The organism is Microbacterium sp. Marseille-Q6965, assembly GCF_946151065.1.
In the GTDB taxonomy this organism is placed as follows: Bacteria; Actinomycetota; Actinomycetes; order Actinomycetales; family Microbacteriaceae; genus Microbacterium.
Map to the genome: position 1 here is coordinate 716640 of NZ_CAMGZA010000001.1, position 16015 is coordinate 732654.

Genomic DNA, 16015 nt, shown 5'->3' on the forward strand with positions numbered 1-16015 from the left:
CCGTCGCGTTCGCCACAGCCGTCTCGTCCTTCACCGTCTCCGCGATGCGCACGGTCACATCGCTTCCCACAGTATGACGCACGGCGCGAGCCGGAGTCACCCGGGCGCGGCTCAGAGCAGTCCCTGCTCCTCCAGCCACCCCGTCGCGATCTCCTCGGGCGACATCTGCTCCTGCGTGCTCTGCACGTTCAGCGCGACGAGGCCCTCGGGAGTGAGCGCGGCGCTGATCGGGTCGATCACGTCGGCGATCTCGTCCGCCACGTCCGAGGACGCGATCGGGACGACGTTCGAGGCGAGGAAGAGGCCCTCGGGATCCTCCAGCGGCACGAGGTCCTCGGTCTGGATGCGCGGGTCGGCGGTGAAGACGTTCGCCACCTGGATCGTGCCGGCCAACAGGTCCTCGACGGTCGTGTCGCCCGTGGCGGAGAACTGCAGGTCGAGGCCGTAGACCTCCTGCGCGCCGCGGGGGCCGTACGGACGCTCCTCGAGCTCGGGCGGGCCGCCCAGCGTGAGCGGCTCGTCGACCTTTGCGAGGTCGGCGATCGTCGTCAGGCCGTGCTCCTCGGCGAAGGCGGCCGTCACGGTGTACGAGTCCTGGTCGGTGGCGGTCGACTGGTCGAGCGCGGTCAGCCCCTCGGGCAGCGCCTCGACGAGCGCGTCGTAGACCTCGTCCGCCGTGCGTGCCGAGGTCTCCGGGTCGTACTCCTGCTGCAAGAGGCTGCCGGTGTACTCCGGGAACAGGTCGATCTCGCCGCTCTCGAGGGAGGGCATGTAGGCCTCGCGCTGACCGATGTTGAACTGCCTCTCGACCGTGAAGCCCGCGTTCTCGAGGGCCTGCGCGTAGATCTCGGCGATGATCTCGTTCGAGTAGTAGGCCTGCGAGCCCACCACGATCGTCTCGTCGCCGCCGGAGCCGCCCGGCTCCTGCGTCTGCGGCGCGAGCGGGTCGGCGGAGGCGCAGCCGGCCAGCGCGAGGCTGAGCAGCGCGGTGGCGCCAAGGGCGAGGGAGCGAGGTGCGTTCATGCGAATCGCCTTCTTTCGTTCGGTCGGGCGGCGCGGGGCGCCGGGTCGAGGGTGCCGCGCGGGATCGACGCGCGCTGGATCACGGCGAACACGGCGTCGAGCACGAGGGCCAGGGCCGCGACGGCGAGCGCGCCGCCCAGCACCTGTTCGAAGCGCCTCAGCTGGATGCCCTGGATGATGTCGTAGCCGAGGCCGCCGAGGTTGACGTACGCCGCGAGGGTGGCGGTGGCGACCACCTGCAGCACGGCGGAGCGCAGGCCGCCCACGAGCAGCGGCAGCCCCAGCGGCGCCTCGATGCGCCACAGCACCTGCCACCCGGTCATGCCCATCGCACGACCCGCGTCGATCGTGCGCCGATCGATGGCGTCGATCCCGGTGTAGGCGCCGGCCAGGATGGAGGGGATCGCCAGCAGGACGAACGCCGTGATCGCGGCCTCCGGCTTGCGGGCCACGCCCAGCAGCAGCACGAGCAGCAGGATCAGCCCGAACGAGGGCAGGGCACGGGCGGCGCCCGACACCGCCACCGCGATCTCGCGGCCGTGACCGGTGTGACCGATGTACCAGCCGAGCGGGATCGCGATGGCCGCCGCGATGGCCACCGACGCGAACGTGTAGAACAGATGCGCGAGCAGGGCGGCCGGCAGCGCGTTCGAGCCGCTGAGTCGCTCGGGTGAGAACAGCCAGGCGAGGGCGTCGACCAGCAGGTTCATGCGTGCCCTCCCGCGACCGTCGCGATGCGGGACGAGCCGGCCGTCGCCGTCGCCCACGGCATCAGCACGCGTCCGGCGACCACGAGAAGGGCGTCGACGAGCAGGGCGACGAGCGCGACCGCTACGACACCCGCGAGGATCTCCTCGACGATCCGCCGCTGGAACCCGTTGGTGAACAGGTAGCCGAGGTTGGTCACGCCGATGAGGATGCCCACGGTCGCGAGTGAGATCGTGCTGACCGCCGTCACACGCAGGCCCGCCAGGATGACGGGCCCCGCGAGCGGGAGCTCAACCGCCCAGAAGCCGCGCAGTTGGCCGTAACCCAGCGCGACGGCCGCCCGCCGCGCGTCCTCGTCCACGGCGTCGAAGCCGTCGGCCACGGAGCGGACGAGGATCGCGACGGCGTAGATGGTCAGGGCGAGCACCAGGTTGAGCGGGCTCAGCGTGCTCGTTCCGAACACCAGGGGCAGCAGCGGCAGCAGGGCGAGCGACGGCAGGGTGTAGAGGATGCCCGTGACCGTGAGCACGAGGCCACGCACGCGGCGGAAGCGGTGCGCGATCCAGCCCAGCGGCACCGCGAGCAGCAACCCGTAGAGGATCGGGGGCACGCTCTGGCGCAGGTGTTCGACCGTGAGCTGGCCGATCAACCCCAGGTTGTCCAGCGTCCAGCTCACGTCGGTTCGCTCCGCGCCCCGGCCGCGGGCGCGGCGAGTTCGGGGCGCAACATGCCCTGGATGCGCCCCGACCCGTCGACCACCGCGGTGCCGTTGCGGGTCTCACGCAGCGTCAGTCCGCGGCGACCGTCGACGAGCCCCACGAACTCGCGCACGAAGTCGTCGGCCGGGTCCTCGAGGATCTCGTCGGGCGTGCCCTGCTGCACGATGCGGCCGCCCTGGGCGAGGATCACGACCTCGTCGCCGAGCAGGAACGCCTCGTCCACGTCGTGCGTCACGAAGACGGTGGTCTTCCCCAGCTCGCTCTGCAGCCGCAGCAGCTCGCGCTGCAGCTCGCGCCGCACGATGGGGTCGACGGCGCCGAAGGGCTCATCCATGAGCAGGATGTTCGGGTCGGACGCCAGCGCCCTCGCCACCCCCACGCGCTGCTGCTGCCCGCCCGAGAGCTGCGCCGGGTAACGCGTGGCGAGGGCAGCGTCGAGGCCGACGGTGTCCATGAGCTCGCGCGCCCGCTCGCGGGCCTCCCGCTTGGGCACGCCGTTGAGCAGCGGCACCGTCGCGATGTTGTCGATCACGCGCACGTGCGGCATGAGACCGGCGCTCTGCATGACGTAGCCGATGCTTCGGCGCAGGCGCACGGGGTCGCGGTCCTTCACGTCCTCGTCATCGATCAGCACCGCGCCGCTGGTGGGCTCCACCATGCGGTTCACCATGCGCAGCAGGGTCGTCTTGCCGGAACCCGAGGAACCCACCAGCACGACGGTCTTGTGCGACGGCACGACAAGGCTCACGTCGGCCACGGCGACCGTGCCTCCCGCGTACTCCTTGCGAACGGAGCGGAACTCGATCATCCGCTCAGAGGAGCGTCACGGCGGGGCTGAACGCGATGTACTGCCTCGCGTCCGTGCCGATCCGCTCGATCGCCTCGGGCGGCATCGACGGGTAGCACCACGCCGCGTCGCGCTCCGTCTCGCCGTCCGCGGTCAGCGAGTAGTACTGGATCTCACCGCGCCAGCTGCAGGTGTACGGCGTGGGCGACGCCAACAGCAGGTCGCGGTCCACGCGGCTCGGCGGGAAATACCAGGCCCCGTCGATCCGCAGTAGCTCGTCCTCCGGTGCCTCCGCGACCACCCGGTCGCGCCACAGTGCCTTCATCGCCCCTCCAGTCGGTCGGTTTCGGGCGTGTTCCGACGATACCGTCGGGCACCGACATCGGGCTCGCCTTTCGCGAATGTGACGCGGACGCGGCCGGTCAGCCGACGACGCGGGCTCCCGGCACGGGGCCGTGCACGTGCAGCGCGACGTGGCCGGCGGCGCTCATGGTCACCTGCAGGTCGATCGCCTCCTCGGGCCCCCCGCAGAGGAAGGCGAGCGTCGGACCGGAGCCCGAGACGATGCCGGCGAGCGCGCCCTCCCGCTCGCCCAGCTCGAGCACGGGGGCGAGGTCCGGACGCATCTGCAGCGTGGCGGCCTGCAGGTCGTTGCGCAGCGTCGAGGCGAGCATCCGGGCGTCCCCGGCCCGCAGGGCGTGCAGGACGTCGGCGTCGACCTGCGGCACGGCCGGGACCGGCCCGATGTCCACGCGGTGCCGCTCGCGGTGCCGGTCGAGCTCACCGTAGACCGCCGGGGTCGACACACCCTCCTCGCTCGTGACGAGCACCCAGTCGAACCGTCCGCGCGCAAGGGCGGGGCTGAGCCGATCGCCGCGACCGACGCCGATCGCGGTGCCGCCCATCAGGGCGAACGGCACATCGGCGCCGAGCCGCGCCGCAAGCCGATGCAGCTCACCGGTGGGCAGCTCGGTGCCCCACAGGGCGTCGCACGCGACGAGCGCCGCCGCCGCGTCGGCCGAGCCGCCGCCCATGCCGCCCGCCACCGGCACCTGTTTGTGCACCTCGAGGTGCACGCCGCCCTCGTACCCGGTCTCGGCCGCCAGCAGCCGCGCCGCCCGCAGGGCGAGGTTGCGGTCGTCGACCGGCACGCCCTCCAAGGGCACCGATCCGTTCACCGCCATCGTGAAGTCATCGGCGTAGGTCGCCACGACGTCCTCGTAGAGCGAGACGGCCTGGAAGGCCGTGGCGAGCTCGTGGTACCCGTCGTCGTCGAGGCCCCCCACCTGCAGGAAGACGTTGATCTTGCCCGGGGCACGCACTCGCACCGAGGGGAAGATCTCCGCGAGAGTCATCGGCGCCCGCTCACTCGGTCGCGGGGGATGTCGCCCACAGCTGCGCGCCGACCCCGTCGGCCAGCGCGTCGATCCGCTCCCGTTCCTCGGTCGTGAGGGCGGGACCGTCGAGGGCGGCGAGGTTCTCGTCCAGCTGCTCGACGCGGGAGGCGCCGATGAGCGCCGAGACGACCACCGGATCACGCAGCACCCACTGGATGGCCAGCTGGGCCAGCGTCTGGCCCCGCTCCGTCGCGATCACGTCCAGGCCGCGCAGCGTCGCCAGCGCGCTGTCCGAGAGGCGGCTGTTCGGCAGGGAGCGACGCTGCTGCGCGCGCTCGGCGGTGCCGTCGCCGAGGTACTTCGACGTCAGCAGGCCCTGCGCCAGGGGCGTGAAGGCGATGGCCCCCATCCCCTCCTGACGCAGCACGCCGGTCAGGCCGTCCTCGATCCAGCGGTTCAGGATCGAGTAGGAGGGCTGGTGGATCACCAGCGGAGTGCCGAGCGAGCGGGCGATCGCCTTGGCCTCGGCCGTGCGCTCGGCCGAGTACGACGAGATGCCCACGTACAGCGCCTTGCCCTGGCGCACGAGCGTGTCGAGAGCACCGATCGTCTCCTCCAGAGGAGTGACGGGATCGGTGCGGTGGGAGTAGAAGATGTCGACGTAGTCCAGGCCCATCCGCGCGAGCGACTGCTCGGCACTGGCGAGGATGTACTTGCGCGAGCCGAAGTCGCCGTACGGGCCGGGCCACATGTCGAAGCCGGCCTTCGACGAGATGATGAGCTCGTCTCGGTAGGGGCGGAAATCCTCGGCGAAGATGCGGCCGAAGTTCTTCTCGGCCGAGCCGTACGGCGGCCCGTAGTTGTTGGCGAGATCGAAGTGCGTGATGCCGCGGTCGAAGGCGTGGCGCAGAAGCCTGCGCTGGTTGTCGATCGGGACGTTGTCGCCGAAGTTCCACCACAGGCCGAGCGAGAGCGGCGGCAGGTAGAGCCCCGAGTCGCCCACCTGCCGGTAGTCGTTGCGCGCGTAGCGCCCCTCGTGCGCCGCGTAGGGCCGGTGGATGTCGGCGATGTCGGCGACCGTGCGGAATCGGGGGCTCTCGCTCATGGCTTCACCCTACCCACGCCCGCGCCGCCGACACACGGCGGGTTCGAAGCGCGGGCGTCACATGGCCAGCGCGATGCGGTGGAAGTCCGCGATGCCGAGCGCCTCGCCCCGCGCCGTCGGATCCACGCCCGCGCGCTCCAGCACGGCGGACGCCGCCGCCGATCCGCCGAGCTCACCGGCAAGGGCCTGTCGCAGCATCTTCCGCCGCTGCTGGAACGCCGCGTCGACGATCCGGAAGGTGGCGTCCCGCTCGCCCTCCGGCCCGCGGGGCTCGACGTCACGGTCGAAGGCGACGAGCACGCTGTCGACGTTCGGCACCGGCCAGAACACCTGTCGCGACACCGTGCCCGCCAATCGCCACGGCCCGTACCACGCGGCCTTGGCGCTCGGCGCGCCGTACACCTTGCTGCCCGGGGCGGCAGCCAGCCGCTCCCCCACCTCGGCCTGCACCATGACGACGCCGCGCTCCAGTGCGGGGAAGGTCTGCATGAAGTGCAGCAGCACGGGCACCGACACGTTGTAAGGCAGGTTGGCCACGAGCACGCGCGGGTCGCCGGGAAGCTCAGCGACCCTCAGGGCATCGGCGTCGATGACGGTGAGGGCGCCCTCCGGCACCCCGTGAGCGCGCGCCGTCGCCGGCAGCTCCGCGGCCAGGCGGTGGTCGATCTCGACGGCCGTGACCGCGGCCCCGGTCTCGAGGATCGCGAGCGTGAGCGAGCCCAGCCCCGGGCCCACCTCGACGACCCGGTCGTCCTTGGACACCCTCGCGACCTGCACGATCCGGCGGACGGTGTTGGCGTCGACGACGAAGTTCTGCCCCAGCTTCTTCGTCGGCGTGACGTCGAGTCGAGCGGCCAGCGTGCGGATCTCCGACGGGCCGAGCAGCGTCACGGTCATCCGCCCATCATCCCATCAGAGCCGGCCGGCCCATGTCACGTGCACGACCGCGGACCCCTGCTCGTCGCTTGCCGCCAGGTCGACCTCGGCGCGGATCCGCCAGTCGTGGTCGCCCGCCGGATCCACGAGCGTCTGCTCCACGCGCCACGTGCCGGGCTCCTCCTCGATCCGGCATAGGGCCGGGGAGCGAGCGGCACCGCCGGTGAGCAGCTCGTCGTGCTCGGCGTAGTAGGCATCGAGCACGGCGGGCCAGTCGATGAGCGGATCGAGCGCGGTCAGTTCCTCGTCGCGCTCGAGCGCCGCGAGCTGCACGCGCCGGAACAGCTCGTTGCGCACGAGAACCGTGAACGCGCGACGGTTGGCCACGAGAGACGGTGGCGCGGGCGGCAGGGCGTCGGGCTCGTCCGAGACATCGGCGCCGGCCGCCAGGGCCTCCCATTCGTCGACGAGGCTCGAGTCCACCTGTCGCACCAGCTCTCCGAGCCACGCGATGATGTCCTCCAGCTCCTCGGTGCGGGCCTCGGCAGGCACCGTCTGGCGAATGGCCCGGTACGCGTCGCTGAGGTAGCGCAGCACCAGCCCCTCGCTGCGCCCCAGCTGATACCAGCCCACGAACTCCGCGAAGCTCATGGCACGCTCGTACATGTCACGCACGACCGACTTCGGCCGCAGCGGGAAGTCCCGGATCCACGGCTGGCTGGAGGCGAACACGGCATACGCCTGCTCCAGCAGTTCCCGCAGCGGCCGCGGGTAGGTGACCTCCTCGAGCGCGTCCATGCGCTCCTCGTACTCCATGCCCTCCCGTTTCATCGCCGCGACGGCCTCGCCACGCGCCCGGTACTCCTGCTGGGACAGGATCTGCCGCGGATCGTCGAGGGTCGCCTCGATCACGCTCACGACGTCGAGCGCGTAATGCCCCGTCCCGGCCCCCTCCGCCCCGTCCTCGGGGTCGAGCAGATCGATCGCGGCGAGCGCGAACGGCGACAGCGGCTGGTTCAGCGCGAAGTTCGGCTGCAGCTCCACGACGAGCCGGATCTCCCCGTCGCCCGTGACCTCGACCACGCCCGCCTCGCGCAGCGTGCGGAAGATCGCCAGCGCGCGGCGGGCGAGCGCGAAACGCTGCGCGGAAGGCTGATGGTTGTCGAAGACGAGGCCCCGCACGTGACCGAAGACGTCCCCGCCGCGCCCGATCACGTTGATGAGCATCGCCGAGGTGATCTGCAGCTGCGGCTGCAGCGGCTCGGGCTGCGCCTGGACGATCCGCTCGAACGTCTCCTCGCTCCAGTTCACGAAGCCGTCGGGCGCCTTCTTCTTCGTGATCTTCTTCAGCTTCTTCGGATCGTCGCCCGCCTTGCGCCGCGCCTGCTCGTTCTCGATGTCGTGCTCGGGGGCCAGCGCGATGACGTTGCCGTACGGGTCGTAGCCTGCCCGCCCGGCGCGGCCGGCGATCTGGTGGAACTCCCGGGCCGACAGGCGGCGCATGCGCGTGCCGTCGAACTTCGACAGCGCCGTGACGAGCACGGTCCGGATCGGCACGTTGATGCCCACGCCGAGCGTGTCGGTGCCGCAGATGACCCGCAGCAGGCCCCGCTGCGCGAGGGTCTCGACGAGCCGCCGGTATCGCGGCAGCATGCCGGCGTGGTGTACGCCGATGCCCGCGCGCACAAGCCGGGAGAGCGTCTTGCCGAACGCGGTCGTGAACCGGAAGTCGCCGATCGCCTCCGCGATCGCGTCGCGCTGCTCGCGGCTGGCGACCCGCACGCTCGCGAGGGCCTGCGCGCGCTCCATCGCCGCCGCCTGCGAGAAGTGCACGATGTAGACCGGGACCTCCGATTCCTCGAGCAGCCGCTCCACCACCTCGTGGGCCGGGCGCTTCTCGTAGGCGAAGTGCAGCGGCACGGGGCGCTCCGCACCGGCGACGAGGGTCGTCGTCCGGCCGGTGCGGCGGGTGAGGTCGCTCTCGATGGCCGCGGTGTCTCCGAGCGTGGCCGACATGAGCAGGAACTGCGCGCGGGGCAGCAGCAGCAGGGGCACCTGCCACGCCCACCCTCGCTCCCGATCGCCGTAATAGTGGAACTCGTCCATCACCACCATGTCGACGTCGGCCTCCGCCCCGCGACGCAGGGCGATGTTGGCGAGGATCTCGGCGGTGCAGCAGACGATGGGTGCGTCGGGGTTCACCGACGAGTCGCCCGTGACCATCCCCACGTTCTCCGCGCCGAAGAGGTCGACGAGGGCGAAGAACTTCTCGCTCACGAGCGCCTTGATCGGCGCCGTGTAGTAGCTGCGCCCGCCGCGCGCCATGCTGACGGCGTGCGCCGCGACCGCGACGAGCGACTTGCCTGTGCCCGTGGGCGTGGCGAGGATGACGTTCGATCCGGAGACGAGCTCGATGACCGCCTCGTCCTGCGCGGGATAGAGCGTCACGCCGCCGTCAGAGGCCCAGCCGACGAAGGCGTCGTAGAGCCCGTCGGGATCGCTGCCGGTTCCGGCGATCCGGTCACGCAGCGAGGTGTCCATTCCGTCCATTCTCGCAGGCCGGCACCGCACACCGTCTTCTCGGGGTGTCGCTCGGGGGGCCGAATGCGTACAATCGAGCCGACCTGCCCCCGAGGATCGGAACGAACCGTTGAAGCTCATCGACGCCATCGCGTAATCCGCGCTGACCGTCGACTCCGGTTCGCCGAGCTCGATCAGCGCCTCTCGCGCTGATCCGTCGATGCTCGCTCCGAGCGTGCAGGCCCTCTGCCGCGGTATCAGCGCACCCCTGCTCTGATACCCGGGAGGTCCCATGCCTGCTCTCATCCTTGATCGTCTCTCCTTCACCTGGCCCGACGGATCCGTCGGACTGCGCGAGCTCTCCGGCGCCTTCGGCGAGCGCCGCACCGGACTCGTCGGACGCAACGGCGCCGGCAAGTCCACGCTGCTGCGCCTGGCCGCGGGCGAGCTCGTGCCCACGACGGGCCGCATCGTCGCAGACGGCGATGTCGCCTACCTGCCGCAGAAGCTCACCCTCGACACGGGCATGCGCGTCGCCGAGCTGTTGGGCATCGCCGCGCCGCTCGACGCCGTGCGCGCCATCGAGGCCGGCGATGTCGAGCCTGCCCGCTTCGACGAGGTCGGCGACGACTGGGACGTGGAGGCCCGCGCGCACGCGGCGCTCGCCGAGGCCGGACTCGCACCGGACATGCTCGACCGCCGCGTCGGCGAACTCTCCGGCGGCGAGGCCATGCTCGCGGCCCTCACCGGCATCCGGCTCGGGGGCGCCCCCATCACCCTGCTGGACGAGCCGACGAACAACCTCGACCGTGACGCGCGCGCCCGCGTCTACGACCTCGTCCGCGGCTGGCGGGGTGCGCTGATCGTCGTCTCGCACGACCTCGCGCTTCTCGAGCTGATGGACGAGACCGCCGAGCTGTACGACGGCGCGCTCAGCGTGTTCGGTGGACCGTACTCCCAGTGGCGCGCGGCGCTGGAGGCGGATCAGGAGGCCGCGCGGCAGGCCGAGGTCGACGCGAGGAAGTCGCTCGCCAAGGAGAAGCGGCAGCGCATCGAGGCCGAGACGAAGCTCGCGCGCCGGCAGCGGTACGCGAAGACCGACTACGAGAACCTGCGGCGGCCGAAGGTCATTATGAAGCTCAAGGCGGGCGAGGCGCAGGTGTCGGCGGGGAAGCTGCGCGGCGAGGTACGCGAGAAGGAGCGGGAGGCCCGCGCCGCCCTCGACCTCGCCGAGCGGCGGGTCCGAGACGACGACGCGATCCGGTTGGACCTGCCCGACCCCGCCGTCGCGGCGGGGCGGCGCATCGCCACGATCAGCGACGGCGATCGCGACTGGGTCGTGCAGGGGCCGGAACGCGTCGCCCTGATCGGCCCCAACGGTGCGGGCAAGACGCGGCTCCTGGAATCACTGCTACGCGGCGAGGGCGCCTCGCGGCTGCACACGGAGAGAGTCGGCTATCTGCCGCAGCGGATCGACGGTCTCGACGATGCCGCGTCGGCGTTCGATACCGTGCAGGCGGCGGCGCCGCGCGTGCCGTCGGCGCAGTTGCGCAACAGTCTCGCGCGGTTCCTCATCCGGGGCGCCGCCGCCGACCGGCCCATCGCCTCGCTGTCGGGAGGCGAGCGCTTCCGCGTGGCGATCGCGCGCCTGCTGCTCGCCGATCCCCCACCGCAGCTGCTCGTCCTCGACGAGCCGACGAACAACCTCGACATCGCCACCGCCGAACAGCTGCTCGCCGCCCTTCGGGCGTTCCGCGGCGCGGTGCTCATCGTGAGTCACGACGACGCCTTCCTGCGCCGCCTCGAACCCGATCTCACGCTCGAGCTTCGCGACGGGGCGCTCGCGGAGGTCGCGCTCACGCCGTGACGCGGACCGCCCGCCCTCTCCTTCGCACGGGCGCCGAGGGGACGGGCGGGCGGCGCGGGACGGTCACGGTTGAAGCGTGAGAGTGCCGCCTGTTACGGTCGTAGCCATGGGAACCCTGTGCACCGCGCTCGTGACGACGCGCGTCGCCGTGTTCCGCGACCGCCGCTCCTGACGGCGTCCGGACGCATTCCCGCGCCTGCGCGCCGTCGCCGAAGAGTCCTCGCACCCGGGCCGGTTCTCGCGCCTCTCGCTGCGCGCCGCCCCCGGTGCTCCCTTCGCACTCGGAGCGCACCCATGCCTCGTTCTCTTTCCGGCGGCCGACACGAGCTCGGCCAGAACTTCCTGACCCACCGTCCCACCATCGCACGCATCGTCGGGCTGGTCTCGCGCACGGACGGCTCGATCCTCGAGATCGGCTCGGGCGACGGCGCCCTCACCCGTCCGCTCGCGGCGCTCGGCCGCCCGCTCACCGCGATCGACCTCGACGAGCATCGCGTGGCTCGGCTGCGGCACGCCCTGCCCGGGGTGCGCGTCCTGCACGCCGTGGCGACACGCCGTGCTGCTGACGCAGTGGGAGGTCGCCCGCAAGCGCGCCGGCGTGGGCGGCGGCACCATGCTCACGGCGCAGAGCGCGCCGTGGTTCACCTTCGCCCTGCACGAGCGCGTGCCGAGCCACCGATTCGCGCCGCGTCCGAGCGTGGACGGAGGTCTTCTCGCGGTGTCCCGGCGCGCCGAGCCGCTCGTGCCGCACCGCGAGCAGCGGGACTATCAGGCCTTTGTGCGGGCCGTGTTCACGAGCCGCGGCGGCACGCTGCGGGCCGTCCTGCAGCAGGCCACGGGCGCGAGCCGCGCGCGGTGCACCCGCGCGCTGCAGCAGCACGGCGTCGGCGGCGCGGCGCTGCCGCGGGACCTCACGCCCCTGCAGTGGTCCGGACTGTGGCTCACCCTGCGTTCCGGCTGACGCGGGCGGTCCCGGCCCGGGCTCTGGGCCGGGACCGCGCCGGGCGCGTCAGAACGCGCCGTAGACCTCGAGGGTGTTCGCCGCCACCCGCGCGCACAGCTCGTCCAGATCGGCCCCCAGCTCGGAGGCCATGAAGCGCATCGTGAGGGGTACGAGGTACGGGGCGTTGGGACGACCGCGGTAGGGCACCGGCGCGAGGAACGGGGCGTCGGTCTCGACGAGGATGCGCTCGCGGGGTGTCACGGCGAGGGCGTCGCGCAGGTTCTGCGCGTTCGCGAAGGTGATGTTCCCCGCAAACGACAGGTAGTAGCCGCGCTCGGCCGCCTCGCGCGCCATCTCGGCGTCGCCCGAGAAGCAGTGGAACACCGTCCTGTCCGGGGCCCCCACGCGCGCGAGCGTGTCGAGCACCTCGCGATGCGCCTCGCGGTCGTGGATCTGCATCGCCACGCCGTGCTTCTTGGCCAGCGCGATGTGCGCCTCGAAGGACTCGAACTGGGCTGGCCGGCCCTCCTCGCCCGTGCGGAAGAAGTCGAGCCCCGTCTCGCCGATCGCGCGCACGCGCGGGTGAGCCGCGAGCTCGTCCACGACCGCGATCGCCTCATCGAGCCGCCCCTGCGAGGCGTAGGCCGGAGCGTCGTTCGGATGGATCGCGACGGCCGCGAGCACGCGCGGGTGCCGCTCCGCTGCGGCCACCGCCCAGCGCGAGGACTCGATGTCGCCCGAGGCCTGCACCACGCCGTGAATGCCGACGGCGAGGGCGCGCTCCAGCTGTTCATCGAGCGAGAGCGGGTCGTCGCCGTCCTCGATCTCGAGATGGCAGTGGTTGTCGTACACGGGCACGACCAGGGGCTCGGGCGCCTCCGGATGCGTCAGGTCCTTGCGCCCCTTCGTGGAGCGCTTCTCGACGTACGTCTCGCGCGTGCCCTCGCCGACCGCACCGTTTCCCGACACGGCGACCTCACTCCGTCTCGATGCGCGGGAACAGCGGGTCGAGGGAGCGCACGGCGGCGCCCGCCGGAAGCACCCCCCACGTGCCCGCGGCGCGCACGTCCTGCGCGCCGAGCTCGCCGAGTGCGTCCTGGGCGCCCAGCGCGACCCACAGCTTGGAGGTCGACTTCGGCATCACCGGCGAGAGCAGCACGGCCAGCGCGCGCAACCCCTCGGCGCACGTGTAGAGCACGGTCGCCAGGCGGTCGCGACGCGCCTCGTCCTTCGCGAGCACCCACGGCTCGTTGTCGGTGATGTAGCCGTTGAGCTCGTCGACGATCGTCCAGATCGCGTCGATCGCCTGGTCGATCCGGAACTTCTCCATCGCGGCGTCCGCGTCGGCGGCCGCCGCGGCCACGACCTGCTGGATCCGCAGGTCCTCCTCGGCGTACTCGACCGGCGTGGGAACGGATCCGTCGAAGTACCGGCCGATCATCGCGACGGTGCGCGAGGCCAGGTTGCCGAAGCCGTTGGCGAGCTCCGCCTGGTAGCGGGCGGCCATGTCCTCCCACGAGAACGAGCCGTCCTGGCCGAACGCGATCGCGGAGAGGAAGTAGAAGCGGAAGGCGTCGCTGCCGAAGGTGTCGACGAGCGTCTCGGGCGCGATGCCGGTCGCCTTGGACTTCGACATCTTCTCGCCGCCCACGAGCAGCCAGCCGTGCGCGAAGACGCCCTTGGGCACCTCCAGCCCCGCCGCCATGAGCATGGCGGGCCAGATGACCGCGTGGAAGCGCAGGATGTCCTTGCCCACGACGTGATAGCCCGGCCAGCGCCGCTCGAAGTTGGCTTCGTCGGCGCCGTAGCCGATCGCGGTGGCGTAGTTGAGCAGCGCGTCGATCCACACGTACAGCACGTGGGAGGCGTCCCACGGGATGGGGATGCCCCAGTCGAACGCCGACCGCGAGATCGACAGGTCCTTGAGTCCCTGCTGCACGAACGCGACCACCTCGTTGCGCGCCGACTCCGGCTGCACGAAGTCGGGGCGCTCGCGATACAGCTCGAGCAGCCGGTCCTGGAACTTGCTGAGGGTGAAGAAGTAGTTCTTCTCGTGCAACAGCTCGAGCGGCTTCGAGTGGATCGCGCACACCTTGAGGCCCTCGAAGGGCCCCGTGCCGTCGACGATCTCGCTCTCGGGCTTGAACTCCTCGCAGCCGACGCAGTACAGCGCCTCGTACTCGCCCGCGTACACGTAGCCGCGATCGTGGATCGCCTGCCAGAACTTCGCCGCAGCGGTCTCGTGGCGCTCCTGGGTGGTGCGGATGAAGTCGTCGTTGGCGACATCGAGCGTGTCCAGCAGCGGGAACCAAGCCTCCGTGACGAGCTTGTCGACCCACTCCTGCGGCGTGACACCGTTTGCCGCGGCGGCACGCATCATCTTCTGGCCGTGCTCGTCGGTGCCCGTGAGCATCCATGTGTCGTCGCCGGCCTGGCGGTGCCAGCGCGCGAGGGCGTCCACCGCCACCGTCGTGTACCCGTGCCCGATGTGGGGCACATCGCTCGGGTAGTAGATCGGGGTGGTGATGTAGAAGGAACGCCCGGAAGTCACCAGAGCAGTCTAGTTGCGGCGCCGCCGGGCCATGACGCGCGTCAGCGTGCGGCCAGCGCTGCCTGGTACAGGTCGCGAGACGACAGCCCCGTCGCCTCGGCGACCTCGCGCGCCGCGTCCTTGAGCCGGGTGCCGCCGGCGACGAGCGCGCGGACCTGCGCGAGCGCGTCCTCGGCCGAGACCTCACGGGCGACCGCGCCGGCCACGACGATGACGACCTCGCCGCGCACCCCTTCCTCCGCCCAGGCGGCCAGCTCGGCCAGCGTGCCGCGCGCGACCTCCTCGTGCAGCTTGGTCAGTTCGCGGCACACCGCCGCGCGCCGATCGGCCCCGAACGCGCCCGCCATGTCGGCGAGCGTCTGCGCGACGCGGCTCGGCGCCTCGAAGAAGACCAGGGTGCGCGGTTCCGCGGCCAACGCGGCCAGCGCTCGGGACCGCTCCCCCGGCTTGCGCGCCACGAAGCCCTCGAACGCGAAGCGATCCGTCGGCAGCCCCGACACCGCCAGCGCCGTGAGCACCGCGCTCGGCCCCGGGATCGCCGTCACGGTCACGCCCGCCTCGGCCGCGGCGGCGACGAGGCCGTAGCCGGGGTCGCTGACCGTCGGCATGCCGGCGTCCGTGAGCACCACGAGGTCCTGCTCGCGGGCGCGCTCCACGAGCTCGGCGGCGACCTGCTTCTCGTTGTGGTCGTGCAGGGCCACGAGACGGGGGCGATTGGCGATGCCGAGCGCCGCGAACAGGCGCTGGGCCGTGCGGGTGTCCTCCGCCGCGACCAGAGGTGCCGCCTCGAGCGCCTCGATGAGGCGGCGGGACGCGTCCCCGAGGTTGCCGATGGGCGTGGCCGCGAGGATGATCACGCCCCCAGGCTACGCCGGGTAGCGTTCTGCGAGTGATCGGGCGCACCCTCATCCTGGACTTCGACGGCACGGTGTGCGTCGGGCACGGACCGGCCCTCGCGTACGCGCGCGAGGCGTCCGGCCTGCACGCCGACCTGGCCGACCTTCCGGACCGGGTGGCGCGCTACTGCGCGGGTGAGCAGGTGCCCGGTCTCGAGGGTGCACTGGACGGTTACCTCGCCGTGGCCGACGCGGCCATCGCGCTCGGCGTTCCCGTCTCGCGGCTGCAGGCCGCCTTCCTCGAAGCGCGCCGGCAGCTGGCGGAGGACGGTCTGGGCACCCGCGCGCCAGAGGGTCTGGCGGCGCTGACCGACGAGCTTCGCGCCGACGGCACACGTGTGCTGCTCGTGACGAACGCGCCGGAGGTGGGCCTGGACCGCATGCTCGCGCGCCTCGGACTCGCCGACTCCTTCGACGAGGTCGTCGCCGAGGCACGCAAGCCCTCGGGCCTCGGCGACGTGATCGACCGGCTGGGGCATCCCGTCTCGAAGGACCGTGTGCTGAGCGTCGGCGACATCTGGGTCAACGATCTGGCCGTCCCCGCCGAGCGCGGCGCGGCCACGGCACTGATCGATCCCTTCGGCCGAGCCGCGGGCACCCCCGACGTGCGGGCGCGCTCCTTCGAGGAGCTCCTGCCGTTCCTGCGCGAGTGGGGCGGACGGCCGCTGCACCCCTGAGCGACG

Annotated in this window: 14 protein-coding genes and 1 pseudogene; 3 read left to right on the forward strand and 12 right to left on the reverse strand. The window is 71.9% G+C overall.

Features of this window, described 5'->3' with window-relative positions; translation table 11 throughout:
- Positions 1-111: 111 nt before the first annotated feature.
- From N8N77_RS03520 to N8N77_RS03560, 9 genes are all read right to left on the reverse strand, one after another.
- The gene (locus tag N8N77_RS03520) at positions 112-1023 is read right to left on the reverse strand and encodes an ABC transporter substrate-binding protein (protein WP_261164655.1); all 912 of its coding nucleotides are present in this window, start codon (positions 1021-1023) and stop codon (positions 112-114) included.
- Positions 1020-1733: an ABC transporter permease gene (locus N8N77_RS03525; RefSeq protein ID WP_261164657.1), complete on the reverse strand. Its 714-nt coding sequence runs from the start codon at positions 1731-1733 to the stop codon at positions 1020-1022. Before N8N77_RS03525 ends, N8N77_RS03520 begins: the two co-directional genes overlap by 4 nt.
- Positions 1730-2407, reverse strand: coding sequence for an ABC transporter permease (locus tag N8N77_RS03530; protein WP_261164658.1), 678 nt, complete (start codon positions 2405-2407; stop codon positions 1730-1732). Before N8N77_RS03530 ends, N8N77_RS03525 begins: the two co-directional genes overlap by 4 nt.
- Positions 2404-3258, reverse strand: coding sequence for an ABC transporter ATP-binding protein (locus N8N77_RS03535; protein WP_261164659.1), 855 nt, complete (start codon positions 3256-3258; stop codon positions 2404-2406). Before N8N77_RS03535 ends, N8N77_RS03530 begins: the two co-directional genes overlap by 4 nt.
- A gap of 4 nt (positions 3259-3262) precedes the next feature.
- Entirely contained in the window at positions 3263-3562 is a 300-nt protein-coding gene (locus tag N8N77_RS03540) for a DUF427 domain-containing protein (RefSeq protein WP_261164660.1), read from the reverse strand.
- A 97-nt stretch (positions 3563-3659) separates the two neighbouring features.
- Positions 3660-4592 carry a 4-(cytidine 5'-diphospho)-2-C-methyl-D-erythritol kinase gene (locus N8N77_RS03545; RefSeq protein ID WP_261164662.1) on the reverse strand — a complete coding sequence of 311 codons (933 nt, stop codon included), beginning with the start codon at positions 4590-4592 and terminating at the stop codon, positions 3660-3662.
- Between the two features lie 10 nt (positions 4593-4602).
- Positions 4603-5679, reverse strand: a complete 1077-nt coding sequence (locus N8N77_RS03550; protein WP_261164663.1) for an aldo/keto reductase — start codon at positions 5677-5679, stop codon at positions 4603-4605.
- 57 nt (positions 5680-5736) lie between these two features.
- Positions 5737-6576: a 16S rRNA (adenine(1518)-N(6)/adenine(1519)-N(6))-dimethyltransferase RsmA gene (rsmA, locus tag N8N77_RS03555; protein ID WP_261164664.1), complete on the reverse strand. Its 840-nt coding sequence runs from the start codon at positions 6574-6576 to the stop codon at positions 5737-5739.
- Between the two features lie 15 nt (positions 6577-6591).
- Positions 6592-9096, reverse strand: a complete 2505-nt coding sequence (locus tag N8N77_RS03560) for an RNA helicase (RefSeq protein WP_261164666.1) — start codon at positions 9094-9096, stop codon at positions 6592-6594.
- A gap of 271 nt (positions 9097-9367) precedes the next feature.
- Between N8N77_RS03560 and N8N77_RS03565 the strand changes: the two genes are divergently transcribed.
- Positions 9368-10942 carry an ABC-F family ATP-binding cassette domain-containing protein gene (locus N8N77_RS03565; RefSeq protein ID WP_261164667.1) on the forward strand — a complete coding sequence of 525 codons (1575 nt, stop codon included), beginning with the start codon at positions 9368-9370 and terminating at the stop codon, positions 10940-10942.
- A 294-nt stretch (positions 10943-11236) separates the two neighbouring features.
- Positions 11237-11903: pseudogene (locus tag N8N77_RS13435) on the forward strand (ribosomal RNA small subunit methyltransferase A).
- 48 nt (positions 11904-11951) lie between these two features.
- Here N8N77_RS13435 and N8N77_RS03580 read toward each other — a convergent pair.
- From N8N77_RS03580 to rsmI, 3 genes are read right to left on the reverse strand one after another with little or no spacing between them, the layout of a single operon-like run.
- Complete coding sequence (locus tag N8N77_RS03580; RefSeq protein ID WP_396652770.1) at positions 11952-12854, reverse strand: TatD family hydrolase; 903 nt, start codon at positions 12852-12854, stop codon at positions 11952-11954.
- Between the two features lie 7 nt (positions 12855-12861).
- Positions 12862-14436, reverse strand: a complete 1575-nt coding sequence (metG, locus tag N8N77_RS03585; protein WP_261164670.1) for a methionine--tRNA ligase — start codon at positions 14434-14436, stop codon at positions 12862-12864.
- A 41-nt stretch (positions 14437-14477) separates the two neighbouring features.
- On the reverse strand, positions 14478-15293 hold the full coding sequence (gene rsmI / locus N8N77_RS03590; RefSeq protein WP_261164672.1) for a 16S rRNA (cytidine(1402)-2'-O)-methyltransferase: 816 nt from the start codon (positions 15291-15293) through the stop codon (positions 14478-14480).
- Between the two features lie 32 nt (positions 15294-15325).
- Here rsmI and N8N77_RS03595 point away from each other — a divergent pair, with 32 nt between their 5' ends.
- Positions 15326-16009: an HAD family hydrolase gene (locus N8N77_RS03595; RefSeq protein WP_261164674.1), complete on the forward strand. Its 684-nt coding sequence runs from the start codon at positions 15326-15328 to the stop codon at positions 16007-16009.
- The last annotated feature ends 6 nt before the right edge of the window (positions 16010-16015 follow it).

What these genes read in the sequence shown, in the direction of transcription:
- N8N77_RS03545 (WP_261164662.1), bottom strand. Translation starts at nt 4,592, where the DNA reads ATGACTCTCGCGGAGATCTTCCCCTCGGTGCGAGTGCGTGCCCCGGGC.
- N8N77_RS03535 (WP_261164659.1), bottom strand. Translation starts at nt 3,258, where the DNA reads ATGATCGAGTTCCGCTCCGTTCGCAAGGAGTACGCGGGAGGCACGGTC.
- N8N77_RS03550 (WP_261164663.1), bottom strand. Translation starts at nt 5,679, where the DNA reads ATGAGCGAGAGCCCCCGATTCCGCACGGTCGCCGACATCGCCGACATC.
- rsmA (WP_261164664.1), bottom strand. Translation starts at nt 6,576, where the DNA reads ATGACCGTGACGCTGCTCGGCCCGTCGGAGATCCGCACGCTGGCCGCT.
- N8N77_RS03540 (WP_261164660.1), bottom strand. Translation starts at nt 3,562, where the DNA reads ATGAAGGCACTGTGGCGCGACCGGGTGGTCGCGGAGGCACCGGAGGAC.
- N8N77_RS03520 (WP_261164655.1), bottom strand. Translation starts at nt 1,023, where the DNA reads ATGAACGCACCTCGCTCCCTCGCCCTTGGCGCCACCGCGCTGCTCAGC.
- N8N77_RS03560 (WP_261164666.1), bottom strand. Translation starts at nt 9,096, where the DNA reads ATGGACACCTCGCTGCGTGACCGGATCGCCGGAACCGGCAGCGATCCC.
- N8N77_RS03565 (WP_261164667.1), top strand. Translation starts at nt 9,368, where the DNA reads ATGCCTGCTCTCATCCTTGATCGTCTCTCCTTCACCTGGCCCGACGGA.
- N8N77_RS03525 (WP_261164657.1), bottom strand. Translation starts at nt 1,733, where the DNA reads ATGAACCTGCTGGTCGACGCCCTCGCCTGGCTGTTCTCACCCGAGCGA.